The sequence below is a fragment of the Ferruginibacter profundus genome (assembly GCF_054783275.1).
Map to the genome: position 1 here is coordinate 207,206 of NZ_BAAGQW010000002.1, position 13,778 is coordinate 220,983.

Consider the following 13,778-nt stretch of genomic DNA (forward strand, 5'->3'; position numbering starts at 1 on the left):
AAATCATTTCTGGCAAAGCGCAGCTTTGTCAGAAAATTGAATTGATAAAAATGATTAAACTAATTGGGGAGGTTGCCAAATTGGTAAGGCAATGTTTGATATTTCTGAAGGCAGGTGGAAAGCGATTGTCTTAGCAGCATAAAATACTGTAGTACCAGCCTGAAAGGTGTTTATTGAAAATGTAAACCCTGTGCAACAATTGCATGTACAAAAAGGAGAGCAATTATCAGAATCATTATGTTCGTTATGATTACCGGTAGATTTGGAGATTTCGGCTTTAATATTCCCATTCTTCATGGCAAATGCCCCATCCATACATGGGACACAGCTAAGTACCAGTACCATAAGAGCCATGATAAATGCAAGAATTTTCATTAGCAACAAAATAAAGGATTAAATTCCAATGCAAAAGCAAAAAAAATTGCTAAAATGTCCATACTGTTGCATTTATTGCAATTTTCCTTATTTCGAAAATAAGGGTAAGCATTCTTTTTAAAAATGGATTTCAGATTGAAAAGATAATTTACCATTGTTAAATTACTCCTGGTAAAAATCCGGACTGTACAGATTCTTAATAATGCTATTTGAGAATTTCAATTTTATATCCTGCCTCCTGTACTGCCTGTACAATTTCCGCCTCAGTAATATTGTCCTGTTTTGAAACGGTTAATATTTTTTCGGGGTTTTGAATGTCTACCGACCAATTATTTTCACCGGCTGTTTTATTCAAAGAGGGAGTGACATTTGCCACACACCCTGAACATTTGATCGTAGTTTTAAATTTTAAAGTTTCCATGTTGTTCATTTTTATATTGTAAAATTAAAGTAGTTGGTGACCGTAACTGTCATATATCAGGCACCGGTTTTTATATAATTATCCTGGCATACCGGATTACTCAATGGCAGTGTTATCTAAAGTTTCAAATATTTCAACCGTAAGCTGTTACTCACCACGCTCACACTGCTCAATGCCATTGCCGCCCCGGCAATCATAGGATCCAGCAGAAATCCATTAACCGGATATAACACACCTGCCGCAATCGGAATTCCAATAAGATTATAAATGAATGCCCAGAACAAATTTTGTTTAATCGTTTGTACTGTTTTTGTGGAAAGCATTAGCGCTTTTGAAACACTATTGAGGTCAGAAGTAATCAAAGTCATTTTAGCAACATCCATAGCAATATCACTTCCCTTACCCATCGCAATACTAACATCAGCCTGTGCCAGGGCATGACTATCATTGATACCATCACCAACCATTGCCACCACTTTTCCTTTTTGTTGCAACGCTTTTACAAAGGCTGCTTTATCTGCGGGCAACACTTCTGCCTGAAAGTTTTTCAATCCCACTTCTTCAGCTATTGCAGCGGCTGTTTGTTGATTATCGCCGGTCAGCATGTACACTTCAATTCCCAGCTGTTGCAAATTTTCTATGGCAGCTTTGGAAGTTGCTTTTATTTTATCAGCAATGGCTATAATGGCAACTATTTTATTATTTTCCGTAAAACCAACAACAGTTTTTGCCTGTTGTTGAAGTAATTCAATTTTACACGCCAACTCAGTGTCCGGTACAATACCTTTATCAAATAATAATTTTGCATTGCCCACCAGGTAATATTTATCATTATAGGTTGCACCAACGCCTTTACCGGTAATGCTTTCAATTTTATGCAATTCAACCGGCACTATCCTTTCTTCATGTAAATACTTAACCACTGCATCAGCCAAAGGATGCTCAGATTGCATTTCAATTGCAAGAAGAACAGATTTCAATACTGTTTTGCTTACGCCCTCTGTAAAAATCAAATCAGTAACCACTGGCTTACCTTCAGTAATAGTTCCCGTCTTATCCAACACGATTGTATTTACTTTATGCGCCAACTCCAGGCTTTCTGCATCTTTAATCAGGATATTGTTTTCTGCCCCTTTACCAACGCCTACCATAATGGCTGTTGGGGTAGCCAGCCCCAATGCACATGGGCATGCTATAACCAATACAGTAACCGCAGTAAGCAATGCGTGGGTAAAAGCATTGTCTCCTCCCCATACCATCCATATTACAAAAGTGAGTATTGCTATTACGATCACTACAGGAACAAAGATGCCGGCAATCTTATCTACCAGCTTCTGAACAGGTGCTTTACTGCCTTGAGCCTCCTGCACCATTTTAATGATCTGTGATAATAAAGTTTCCGACCCTACTTTTTCAGCCTTAAACTGAAAACTTCCTTTTTGATTGATAGTACCTGCGAAAATTTTTTCGTTGGCTTTCTTTTCAACAGCAAGCGGTTCGCCGGTGATCATACTCTCATCTACAAAGGATGATCCTTTAATAACCATTCCATCCACTGCAATTTTTTCTCCCGGTTTTACAAGTAATACATCATGCACTCTCACCTGGCTTACAGGTATTTCCTGGGTCTGATTATCCCCCAATATCCGAATGACTGTTTTAGGTTGCAGCCCCATTAGTTTTTTAATCGCAGATGATGTATTGGATTTCGCCTTTTCTTCCAGCAGCTTACCCAGGGAGATAAAGGCAATTACCACAGCGGCAGCTTCAAAATACACATGCGCATGCAGTCCTCTTGCATGCCAGAATGCAGGAAAAAATGTGTTAAAGACACTAAACAGGTAAGCGACACCGGTACTAAGTGCTACCAGGGTATCCATATTCGCTTTCCGGTGTTTAGCCTGTTTAAATGCATTAACGAAAAAGCTGCGGCCAAAGTAAAACACCACAGGAGTAGCCAGTGCCATCATAATATAATTGCTATAGGGCATATTCATAAAAAACATCCCGATAATTACAATGGGCAAGGATAATAAGGAGGACCAAATTGTACGCTGCTTTATTGCGGCATAGAGCCTCTCCTGTGCGGCTTCTTTTATTTCCTGCTGATTTTCCTTTTCAATTACAATATCATAACCAATGGAGCGAATGGTTGCCTGAAAGATTTCCGGGTTTGTTATAGCCGTATCGTATACCACCCAAGCTGACTGACTGGCAAAGTTGACCCCCGCATCCTTTACGCCGTCAACAGATTTCAGCATAGATTCCACACTAACAGCGCAGGAAGCACAGGTCATTTCCAATACAGGAAATATTTCATTAATAATGCCGGTGTGATTCGTTTTATTTTTACTTATTAATTTATCCTCTAACAGATCGGCTGATTGCATAAAAAGTATTTTATACAAAGCTAGCTTGCGGTAAAGGCTATATTGTTATGTTATTGTGGAAGAGTTGTATATAATTTTAAGCGAATTATCAGCAACAGAATGATTAGCACATTTACGAATGCTCAACTGAGGATTAAAGGCAAAGCAAAGAAAAAACATAGCACCTATACCATTAAATTTTATCGAGTGGTTTGCGGTTATTTTCCTTTAGTAGTTTAAATTTTGAAGGAGTGAAACCTGTGATTTTTTTAAACTGCTGCGACAGGTGCTGCACACTGCTATAGCCCAAGTGGTAAGAAATTTCACTCAGGTTCATTTCGTCATACATCAACAGTTCCTTAACCTTTTCTATTCTTTGGTGAATAACATATTTTTCAATAGTCATTCCTTCAACTGCCGAAAAAAGCGTGGTTAAATAATGATAATCTTTGCGTAGTTTTTCTTCCAGCATCACTGAAAGTTTTTTATTAAATTCTTCTTCGCTATACCCCTGTATAATGGAAATTATTATATTTTTAATCCCTTCCACAAGCATAGCTTTTTTATCATCCAATAATTCAAACCCTACTTTTTCCAATGCTTCTTTTAAATGATGTAATCTAACTGGAGCTATCTCATGATTTAACTCTATCTGCCCCAATTGAATATGCCTGTAATCAATTTTTAACTGATCCAATTGCTGACGTACCACCATTATACAGCGGTCACAAACCATATTTTTAATGTAGAGTTGCATTTTTAATAATTTTAAATTAAAAATCATTCTATTGATTAAGACACTCTGCCCGTAAAATGGTCTTCCCTATTTAACAAGAATTATCATAATTCTAAACATTAGAAGGACTTTGTATAGTTCTATTATCGTATCAGAAGAATACTTCCCTTTTTCATCAAATCGCCACACAAAGTCTTTGCACTTAAATAATAAATATAACTGCCCTGTTCTGCATGTTTTCCCCTGTAATAACCATCCCAGCATTCAGCAGCATTTTTGGTTTCAAAAACTTTTTCCCCATAACGGTTATAAATCAGGAATGTCAAATTCTGCACTTCCCTGTAATACCGTATACCAAAGCAATCATTTACTCCGTCGCCATTTGGCGTAAAGCTATTAGGCAGTTCAAAACCTTCATTTCCAAAATTTACATTAAGCTTTACACTGTCCTTACTTGTACAACCATTTTTAGCTGTTCCACTTACTACAAAAGTTGTTGTTATTGTTGGATTAGCAACTGGGCTAGCAATAAGGCTGTTGTTTAAAAATACAGCTGGAGACCAGGAATATTCTAATGCCCCTGATGCATTTAAATGTGTAAATGGCAGTTTACAATTGATGTCATTTGTTTTTGAAGCATTAAGTATGGGCAAAGGTAGAACCGTTACACTCACTACAAAACTGCTATCATAATTACAGGTTTTATCAGTTACCGTAACTCTATATACTGTTGAAAACGGAGGATTAGCAACCGGGTTAATTATTGTTGTATTATTTAAATAAGTTGCGGGACTCCAGCTATATTGAACTGCATTTCCATTTGCCCCATCTAACTGTACAGACTGATTATAGCAAAAGGACTTATCAGCAGGAGCCAAAAATACTTTCGGGGTTTTTACATTAACTGCAATAGTATCATTTGCTGAACAACCGTTTGCAATTGTTCCAGTTACAATTAATGTACGGGAAACCGAATCTGTAAATTGTGGACTGGCAATGTTGGGATTACTTACATATATAGCAGGGCTCCAGGTATATGTTAAAGCCCCATTGGTTGTTAATACTAAAATTGCATTTTTACAAATGGAGGTATCAGGCAAAGTTTGTACAACAGGATCAGGTTTTAAGGTAATTGTAACTGAATCTATATCAGAGCATCCTGTACCGTTAGTAACAGTTAAATAGAATTTAGTAGTTACTGTAATAGTAGCCAGCGGATTTTGAGCGGTACTGTTATTAAGATAAACAGCAGGTGACCAGGAATAGGTACCGGGGCCGTTGCCATTTAATTGAATAGAGACTTTTCCACCGGAACAAAGAGAAGTATCGGCACCTGCTTCAGCTAACATCGGGCCCGTAGTGACTACAGATTTTGTGATACTGTCTTTACATCCATTAATATCGGTTGCAATTAATTTCACTGTATAAGTTCCAGCCGCAGCATAATTATGTCCACTGTTTTGGGTATTGGCAGTTGCACCATCACCAAAATCCCAATGCCATGATGCTATTGGATTTGTATTTGTAAATGCCCGGCCCTTAAAATCCAGTTTATTGCAATATATAACGCTGTCCATTATACGCACTGAGTCAATATTCGGCGTAAATAAAGTTGCATCAACCGGCAGCACAAGATTGAAAAAATTTAATCCGTTAGTGCCGGAAGTAGCACCCCATGCATTTCCTCCATTCGTTGTTAAAACACCATTTAATCCGCCATTACTAATTACAGTGGCATTACCCGGCAAAGCATTATTGTTTATGAAAAAAGCTCCGCCACCACCGCCGCCGCCTGCGCCTACTTTTCCTCCGGGGAGTATCGGTGCGGTCATGTTTGCACCATTACCCCCATTGAGTTCAAAAACTGTTGGATCAACCAGGTTATTACAGCTTACTAAAATTGTGCCGCCTGCACCGCCGCCGCTCATACCATCGCTGCAATTCGTATTGCCACATGCATCTGCGTCACGACCGTTTGAAATTATTTTATGCCCGGCCATTGTAAGGTTATCGGTAATGATAATAATAATTCCACCACCGTTCCCTCCATTTGGATATATAAAGTCCGCATTGTCAATGTGACCGGCACCACCTCCACTGCCCATAAAAATTTTATCGGCTGCTGTGCTATACATTAAATTTTTACCTCCAACCCCTCTGTTATCAAATGGTGCACCATTGCAGGTATCGGATTGATAACCTCCGAATCCTCCGGCACCTGCATTGCCACCTCCACCGCCGCCACTATTATGACTTAAACCACCTCCACCGCCGCCAGCAGGGCTTCCTTTGCCTTTGATGGTAGTCTGAGACAATGAAGCGATACTTTCACCTTTAAAAGCCGCAAGTTGACTTGCGGCAGGATAATTCCATTCATTTGCACTACAGTTTGAAGATGGCAGCACTGCATTGTAAGCTTCACCTCCCCTAAAGCCCATGCCACTCAAATCAATATCTTCAAAACTATCAAAGCCATTTCTTGATATAACAGCTAAAACTCCCCCTTTAGTTCCATCCCATTGCAAACACGTTAACCCTCCCGTAAAAATTGGTGCTTTAAAATAGGGTACTCTTATTAATTGCACAACACCATTGGGTATATCGTAAGCTTTTGTCAACCGGTTTTTGAATGTCAATTTATTCCCTGTTTTCTGGCTGATATAATTGAACTCGTAATTGCCTGCATTTTTATAATCAATGATTGTTCCAAATGTAGCTGTGTTACTGGTATCTATTACAGCGCCTTTCATTTGAATTAATAATACCGTATCGCCAACTTTATAAGCGGTGGCATCTGCAACAGTAATTTCGTTTTTACAGGCATCAAATGCAAGCGCCGCTGTATACTCATTTACCACTTCGGGTGGATCGTGCTGCGGCTTATTACTAACAGACAAGCCTTTGACAGGCTTGTCATTATTGCCAACCTGAGCCAAAACTTCGTTTGAAAATAATATTAAAAGCAGTAATAGTTTTTTCATAAAAAATATGATATAAAGATGGCCGCCAAATTTACCTTAAAAGCAAATTTCATTTAAAATCTCTTTGTTAAGCAATTACAAAACGGAAATACCTGTTGCAAACTATCACAGTACTTAGCTTACATTCCCATACCGCAACACATTGATTTTTTCTTTTTAGCAGCTTTTGATTTTCCAACCGGCACCAATTCCATTCCACATTCAGGACATTTACCTGGTTTATCCATTTTTACCTTTGGATGCATGGTACAGGTATACTTTTTCACTTCGGTAGTTTGATTGCTGTGTCCTGTATGAACACTGTCCTGCGTTGCCTGAGCAAAACCTGCTGTTACTGTGGCTAATAAAATAGCCATAGTCATGATGATTTGTTTCATTGTACTGTTGTTTTATGTGTTAAAAATATTTATCAATATGTCAATACTATCCCTGCCCCCAAGCCCATATCACTATCATAGTGGCTGGAGAAAGAAATATATTTTGTTGCGATGTAACGCAAGCCAGCGATATACTCTTCATCCGTATTGATCATCATACTAAAACGCAAACGCTTTGCATTTCTTCTTTGCTGCAGGCGTAGTGATGATTACTTTAGCTTTTTCCTTTACCAGCATCATTCCACACTTAGGACAATTGGCTGGCTTAGCAGCATGAATTTCAGTACTTATCGGACAGATATAAGTTAACTGTTGTTGCTTCGTTTCTTTTTTACTCATTTCTATGCCTTTCATATACTGAACTTGTCAGATACAAGGATGCATATTGTCAAGTTAAAGACCAATAAGACCTTCTTCATTTTCTTATTCTTATTGGGTCACTTTGCTGTTTCTAAATATTTTTGAGTTTACAAAATAAAGAGCCCCCTCTTATTTCCTTAACTAAACCAAATATAGAGAAAGTCCTTAACACACAAGTACTAATGTCGTCCCTGCCATTATAATCCATTCCAAAGAACGTTCATAATATCTCAAATATTCCACATGTTTTATTTCTGTAAGTTTCGATTTTTCCTGTCTGTACTGATGCATACACATGGCTATTACTCGAAAGTTGAAAAGAAATCTTCCATGCAGACAAAGGCTTTTACGGTATTCATCATGTTTACTTACTGCATAATATAGTCTCCAGATTTAATAGCTACCTCACTGATAAAACTTCCGGTAGTTGTTTTATTTGCTTATTGTTTGTCAATTGACTTTCTTATCGGCTCTGTTTGAGCATCTGTAAGCAAAGACTTAAAATTATTCCCTGAAAAATAGCTTATACTGTAAAATTGATTCAGAAAAATATTTAAACCTCTATCCGATGAATTGAATCAGTTTTTTCAGCGATGCTGTTGAATACTACGGCAGGCAAATGAAACAAAATTAAATGAAGCTAATAATTGAGCCGGATGCATGGGTTGAAAACCTTCGTATACTTTATCCATATTGCTCCAACTGAAAAAAAGACCACCAGTTGTCCATACCAAAAATTGAATGCCAAGTATTATACCGAGCCAGCGATGTATTTTGCCGATATTGCAGTGTTTACTCTTTGCCATAATGGGTTATTTTCTTGTAACAGGAAACTCAATCTTGACCTTCGCCCAAGCGACTGATATTTTTAAATTATTGCCATCAGCAGGCTCTATAAAATATTGCAGCCTTTCTGTATAGTTATTTTCCTGTGGCTTTACTTTAATTCTTACTACGTCTTCTTTTTGATCATATTCAGTTGCCAGGTGTTGTTTCCATTGTTTGTTAATAATAACAGTCCATTCATTCTTTGCAGGAATAGTGAAGAACGCATATTTACCGGCAGGGATTTCTTTGCCACCGACAATAAGTGTTTTACTAAATTCAATAGTGGTTGCATCGTGTGCCCCCGTAACCCAAACTTCATCGTAAGGAACAAGACCGCCCCAGATAATTCTTTTACGAACTCCGGGAGAATGATAAGAGATTTTGATACTGTCGCCATTGATGACAGCAAAGGCCATTGATTTGATACTTTTCTTACTGGTATCCTTTACTAAATTGGGATTGTAGCATACTTCTTCTTTCTTTTGTTCCTGTGCTTTTACTGCAAACGCTGTTGCAACCAGTAAAAGCAGAAAATAAAATTTCTTCTTCATCGTATTATTTATTTGTGTTTACGTTTTTTCAGCACTGATGACTTGAACTTCACCAAACATAGTTTTGAAACGTTTTGTAATAATTACATTTTCAAAACCTGCCTCTGAGATTAATTTGGGCAGCAATCCTTTTGCATTGGCATCTGTTGATTTAAATCCATCCAGGCCTCTTATTAAATTAAAAAGAGTTCTTTGAACCCATGATTTTGAACGGCCAAAATCTGCGATATGGAATTGCCCATTCCTATTTAAAACCCTGAAAATTTCTGCCAGCATTTTTTGTTTAGTCCCAAGATCAAGATGATGAAAGACCAGGCACGACAGGGTTCTATTAAATACTTCATCCTGGAACGGGAACCGGACGCCATCATAATCAATCAGGAAAATATCGACCCCTTTTTGCTCCGTCTTTTTAATTGCTTTTTGTAATATTTGTACATCAACATCAATACCTGCAACGTTAGCCCCAGGCTGAAATTCTTTTATCATAATGGTCAATGTAGCTGTGCCGCAGCCAAAATCCAATACTTTCATCCGTGGTGAAATTTCGGCTTCTTCAATTAATGCAAACTTGATTTTCCTTTCCGGCATTGTAATACCTAAAAAGAAATCATATAAAGGAGTTAACCATTTGAAACGAAGTGCCGGTATGTATTTTGTTCTACCCATTGGAGTAACTCATTTCTATAAGTAAATAAGGCATAGCCATTGCTTAAATTGAACTTTTCAATTGGTGGGTACGGAAACCCTGCTTTCTAAAACGTTTCATTACAAATAAGGAAAGTAAAGCAGGGCTCCGACCCATGTGATTTTTCTTTTTCTATAACATCATTATCTTTATTCAAATTCCTTTTTCCCTTGTTCTTCCAGATACTTCTTCAAAGCCTTCTCCCCAAACTGCTTAAATACAACAGGTGTTACAATCATATCCAATAAAGTAGAACTGATTAATCCACCTAAAATAACAGTAGCTACCGGATATAAAATTTCTTTACCGGGTGCAGTAGCATCCAATGTTAGTGGTATCAATGCCAATGCGGCAACCAATGCAGTCATCAACACTGGCACTAATCTTTCCAATGAACCACGGATAATCATTTTGTCGCCAAATGTTTCTCCTTCATGCTGTACCAAATGGATGTAATGCGATATCATCATAATTCCATTTCTTGAAGCTATGCCTGTTAGTGTTATAAACCCAACAAGTGTAGCAATAGAGAACACCCCACCAGTAAGCATCACGGCTATCACACTGCCAATTAATGCCAATGGAATATTCAGCATTATCTGCAGCACAATTCTTGATGATTTAAAATGGCTGAACAAAACCAGAAAAATTCCCAGGAAAGAAAATATGCTTAAGATGCCTATCAGTTTTGATGCTGATTGCTGGCTTTCAAACTGGCCACCCCATTGTAAAAAATATCCCTGTGGCAGTTTTAATTGTGCATTTACTTTTTGCTGCATTTCTTTTACTGTAGTTCCCAAATCCCTGCCCTGTACATTAGCACTTACCACTATTCTCCGCAAGGTATTTTCATGGTAGATAGTATTAATGCCGTTTTCAATTTCAATTTTTGCAATTTGAGACAGAGGTATCAATGAACCATCAGGAAGAGATATCTGCGTATTCTTTATTTCATCTAAATTTTTTCGGGTGCTATCCGTGGTACGCAGCACAATGTCAAAGCTTTTAATACCATCCAATATCTGGCTGCTTATTTTACCGTTGTAGAATATTTCAATATCTTCTGCTACTTTGCCAACCTGTAAACCGTAACGCTGTACCGCCTGGCGGTCAATCTTAACAATAAGCTGTGGTACGAGTACCTGCTTTTCCACCTGCAAGTCTACCACGCCTGGCACTGTGCTTACAATCTCTTTCAATTGTGCAGCATTACTTCTTAAATCTGCAAGGTCATTACCGAATATTTTAATAGCTACCTGGGCCCTGACACCTGAAAGCAAGTGATCTAACCGGTGTGAAATAGGCTGACCAATATTTACCGTTACGCCCTTGAGAACAGAAAGCTTGTCTCGAATCTCCGCTAATATGATATCTCTCCTTTTAACGTCTGCCGGTTTGATGGCAACTTCAATTTCTGAATTGCTTGGAGGCTCAGCATGTTCATCTAATTCAGCCCGTCCGGTGCGGCGTGCTGTTAGCAATACGCCATCTACTTTTAATATCTCCTTTTCTGCTATGCTGCCTACATTATTGGCTTCCGTAAGAGAAGTACTTGCAGGCAACGAAAGGTTAATAGTAAAACTCCCTTCGTTAAACGGCGGTAAAAATTCTGTACCAAAAAAAGGTACAATGGCTATGGCAGACACTATCAAGGCGATGGCAGTACCAATAACTATTTTAGGATGTTTTAACCCCCGTTTCAACAATTTAATGTCCTGTCGCTTTAAAAATTTTACAAACGAACTATCGTCATGAGAAGAAGCAAGCATGGCAGCCTCTGTATCACTGGCAGGAGTATGGTCTAAAATCTGGTGCTCAGTATATTCCTTTTTCTTTTTCCAGAAAGCAAGATTAACGTGCTGTAAATATTTCTTTTTACCCAATAAATAACTGCATAAAGCTGGAGTTACTGTTAATGAAACTGCCAGGGATGCGATAATTGATGTGATATAGGCAATACCTAGTGGTGCAAATATTTTGCCTTCAATACCTTGCATATAAAATAAAGGCAGAAACACCAGCACTACGATGATAGTGGCATACACAATAGAGTTTCTTACTTCACTGCTGGCTTCATAAATTACTTTTGACAGGGGCCTTGGTTCAGGAAGTACCCAATTTTCTTTTAACCTGCGAAAAACATTCTCCACATCCACTATCGCATCATCTACCAGTTCGCCAATGGCAATAGCCAATCCTCCCAACGTTAAAGTATTGATGGAAATACCGAACAGTTTAAAGATAATGGCCGTAATAATTAATGATAAGGGTATAGCTGTAAGGGTAATAATAGTAGTCCTGAAATTCATTAAAAACAAAAAAAGAACTATAACCACGAGGATAAAACCATCCCTCAATGCCTCTTCCACATTGGTAAGGGAGTTTTCAATAAAGTGTTTTTGCTGAAACACATCGGTATTAATCTTGACATCTTTTGGCACTGACTTTTTTATGTCATCCAAAGCTTTGATAATTTCCGCTGTTAAATTAACCGTATTGGCACCCGGTTGTTTTTCAATACTCAGGATTACTGCCGGCTTACCATTTAACGAACCATCCCCCCTTTTAATAGGGCCGCCAAATTTTAATTCAGCAACCTGCTTTAATAAAACAGGAGCATTATTTTTATTACTGATTACTGTACTGGCTAAATCCTCCAGAGAATTAGCCCTGGCAATATTTCTCACCAACACTTCACTTCCTTTATTATCATCTACAAACCCCCCGGTCGAATTAAGATTGGTAGCCTGCAAAGCGTTGTCAATCTCATTGATTGAAACATTGTACTGGCGCATTTTTTCTGGAGATATCAATACCTGATACTGTAGCCTTTCACCACCAATTGGTATTACCTGGCTTACCCCCTTAATACTCATTAATCTTCTTCTGATGGTAAAATCACTCAATGTCCTGATATCAGCCGGTGATGTAGAATCACCAGTAACTGCCACCATCATAAACTGTCCCATCACAGAACTAATGGGACCCATTACCGGAACAATTTTATTGGGCAATTGAACTGTTTGTAATTTCTCGGCAGTTAGCTGGCGGGCACGGTAAACATCAGTACTCCAGTCAAATTCAACAAACACAAGCCCCAAACCCGGACTGGCAACAGAACGTACCACTTCCACACCGGGAGCACCATTTAAAGAAGTTTCAACGGGCAGTGTTACCTGTGCTTCAATTTCTTCCGGAGCCATACCATTGGCTTCTAAAAATATGGTTACTCTTGGTCGGTTTAAGTCAGGTAATACATCAACCGGTAAATTGATAAGTGTAATAACACCATATACCATGAGCAAAGCTGCAAAGGCAACTACAAACAAACGGTTACGTAATGAAAATTGAATGATTTTATTGAGCATGTTATTTTTTTTATTTTGTCACCTATCAAGTAACGGTTTTGTGTCTTTGTGCTGATTTTTTGACCTTATACGATTTTTGGAATCTTTAGTAACTATCATTTCAGCTTTTTTCTGAAACTGCAAAACAAAAAATTTTGCAGGGTATTGAATGGCGTGACGTGGGTCTCCTCAATACATTTAATTCTGTAAAAATCCTTTTCAAAATTGATAGACATAGAGGCTTCTGAATATTGTTTTATTTCCAATCCGCTGCATTTTTTGGGGCCATTTTCTGCAAATGTTCCCAATATCAAATATCCATTTGGGCTTATTGCTTGTTCAGCTATGTTGCCATATTTTTCAATCTTATCTTCAGTTGTAAGGAAATGAAATGCAGCTCTGTCGTGCCAAAAATCAAAAATTACTGAAGGGTTAAATTCTGTTACATCCGAAACTATCCAATTAACTTTTGCAGCCTTGTCACCTAATCTTTCTTTTGCTCTTTCAATTGCTTTACCTGAAATATCCAGTACATAAATGTTTTCATATCCTAACTCAAGCAACGCATCAACAAAATGACTATCGCCGCCGCCTATATCAATTATTTTAGAGTTATTAGGGAGATCAAATAACAAGAGAAATTCCAGGGATGTTTTTGGGTATTCCTGAAACCAGCTAAAATCATGCTCAGGTTTTGTTTCATAAATATTCTCCCAATGCTGTTTTTGACTTTCGGTATTCATAA

At 38.0% G+C, this 13,778-nt stretch carries 12 protein-coding genes; all 12 read right to left on the reverse strand.

Annotated elements, in window-relative coordinates; translation table 11 throughout:
• Nucleotides 1-54: 54 nt before the first annotated feature.
• The 12 genes from ACYVM0_RS11010 to ACYVM0_RS11065 all read right to left on the reverse strand — a co-directional run bounded on the left by ACYVM0_RS11010 (nt 55) and on the right by ACYVM0_RS11065 (nt 13,776).
• On the reverse strand, nt 55-375 hold the full coding sequence (locus ACYVM0_RS11010) for a DUF6660 family protein (protein ID WP_460556884.1): 321 nt from the start codon (nt 373-375) through the stop codon (nt 55-57).
• A 205-nt stretch (nt 376-580) separates the two neighbouring features.
• Nucleotides 581-796 carry a heavy-metal-associated domain-containing protein gene (locus ACYVM0_RS11015; protein ID WP_460556887.1) on the reverse strand — a complete coding sequence of 72 codons (216 nt, stop codon included), beginning with the start codon at nt 794-796 and terminating at the stop codon, nt 581-583.
• A 116-nt stretch (nt 797-912) separates the two neighbouring features.
• Complete coding sequence (locus ACYVM0_RS11020) at nt 913-3,186, reverse strand: heavy metal translocating P-type ATPase (protein ID WP_460556890.1); 2,274 nt, start codon at nt 3,184-3,186, stop codon at nt 913-915.
• 172 nt (nt 3,187-3,358) lie between these two features.
• Nucleotides 3,359-3,922: a helix-turn-helix domain-containing protein gene (locus tag ACYVM0_RS11025; protein ID WP_460556892.1), complete on the reverse strand. Its 564-nt coding sequence runs from the start codon at nt 3,920-3,922 to the stop codon at nt 3,359-3,361.
• Nucleotides 3,923-4,044: 122 nt separating this feature from the next.
• Nucleotides 4,045-6,882: a T9SS type B sorting domain-containing protein gene (locus ACYVM0_RS11030; RefSeq protein ID WP_460556895.1), complete on the reverse strand. Its 2,838-nt coding sequence runs from the start codon at nt 6,880-6,882 to the stop codon at nt 4,045-4,047.
• Nucleotides 6,883-7,001: 119 nt separating this feature from the next.
• The gene (locus tag ACYVM0_RS11035) at nt 7,002-7,259 is read right to left on the reverse strand and encodes a heavy metal-binding domain-containing protein (RefSeq protein WP_460556898.1); all 258 of its coding nucleotides are present in this window, start codon (nt 7,257-7,259) and stop codon (nt 7,002-7,004) included.
• 159 nt (nt 7,260-7,418) lie between these two features.
• Nucleotides 7,419-7,613 carry a heavy metal-binding domain-containing protein gene (locus tag ACYVM0_RS11040; protein WP_460556901.1) on the reverse strand — a complete coding sequence of 65 codons (195 nt, stop codon included), beginning with the start codon at nt 7,611-7,613 and terminating at the stop codon, nt 7,419-7,421.
• A 593-nt stretch (nt 7,614-8,206) separates the two neighbouring features.
• Nucleotides 8,207-8,425 carry a hypothetical protein gene (locus tag ACYVM0_RS11045; RefSeq protein ID WP_460556904.1) on the reverse strand — a complete coding sequence of 73 codons (219 nt, stop codon included), beginning with the start codon at nt 8,423-8,425 and terminating at the stop codon, nt 8,207-8,209.
• Between the two features lie 6 nt (nt 8,426-8,431).
• Nucleotides 8,432-8,998, reverse strand: coding sequence for a DUF2911 domain-containing protein (locus ACYVM0_RS11050; RefSeq protein WP_460556906.1), 567 nt, complete (start codon nt 8,996-8,998; stop codon nt 8,432-8,434).
• Between the two features lie 18 nt (nt 8,999-9,016).
• Complete coding sequence (locus ACYVM0_RS11055; RefSeq protein ID WP_460556909.1) at nt 9,017-9,667, reverse strand: class I SAM-dependent methyltransferase; 651 nt, start codon at nt 9,665-9,667, stop codon at nt 9,017-9,019.
• A 168-nt stretch (nt 9,668-9,835) separates the two neighbouring features.
• Entirely contained in the window at nt 9,836-13,054 is a 3,219-nt protein-coding gene (locus ACYVM0_RS11060; protein WP_460556912.1) for an efflux RND transporter permease subunit, read from the reverse strand.
• 95 nt (nt 13,055-13,149) lie between these two features.
• Complete coding sequence (locus tag ACYVM0_RS11065; RefSeq protein WP_460556915.1) at nt 13,150-13,776, reverse strand: class I SAM-dependent methyltransferase; 627 nt, start codon at nt 13,774-13,776, stop codon at nt 13,150-13,152.
• Between the last annotated feature and the right edge of the window lie 2 nt (nt 13,777-13,778).

Excerpts from the sequence above, each read along its gene's own strand:
- ACYVM0_RS11050 (WP_460556906.1), bottom strand. The coding sequence starts at position 8,998 with ATGAAGAAGAAATTTTATTTTCTGCTTTTACTGGTTGCAACAGCGTTT.
- ACYVM0_RS11020 (WP_460556890.1), bottom strand. The coding sequence starts at position 3,186 with ATGCAATCAGCCGATCTGTTAGAGGATAAATTAATAAGTAAAAATAAA.
- ACYVM0_RS11060 (WP_460556912.1), bottom strand. The coding sequence starts at position 13,054 with ATGCTCAATAAAATCATTCAATTTTCATTACGTAACCGTTTGTTTGTA.
- ACYVM0_RS11040 (WP_460556901.1), bottom strand. The coding sequence starts at position 7,613 with ATGAAAGGCATAGAAATGAGTAAAAAAGAAACGAAGCAACAACAGTTA.
- ACYVM0_RS11045 (WP_460556904.1), bottom strand. The coding sequence starts at position 8,425 with ATGGCAAAGAGTAAACACTGCAATATCGGCAAAATACATCGCTGGCTC.
- ACYVM0_RS11015 (WP_460556887.1), bottom strand. The coding sequence starts at position 796 with ATGGAAACTTTAAAATTTAAAACTACGATCAAATGTTCAGGGTGTGTG.
- ACYVM0_RS11030 (WP_460556895.1), bottom strand. The coding sequence starts at position 6,882 with ATGAAAAAACTATTACTGCTTTTAATATTATTTTCAAACGAAGTTTTG.
- ACYVM0_RS11035 (WP_460556898.1), bottom strand. The coding sequence starts at position 7,259 with ATGAAACAAATCATCATGACTATGGCTATTTTATTAGCCACAGTAACA.
- ACYVM0_RS11010 (WP_460556884.1), bottom strand. The coding sequence starts at position 375 with ATGAAAATTCTTGCATTTATCATGGCTCTTATGGTACTGGTACTTAGC.
- ACYVM0_RS11025 (WP_460556892.1), bottom strand. The coding sequence starts at position 3,922 with ATGCAACTCTACATTAAAAATATGGTTTGTGACCGCTGTATAATGGTG.
- ACYVM0_RS11065 (WP_460556915.1), bottom strand. The coding sequence starts at position 13,776 with ATGAATACCGAAAGTCAAAAACAGCATTGGGAGAATATTTATGAAACA.
- ACYVM0_RS11055 (WP_460556909.1), bottom strand. The coding sequence starts at position 9,667 with ATGGGTAGAACAAAATACATACCGGCACTTCGTTTCAAATGGTTAACT.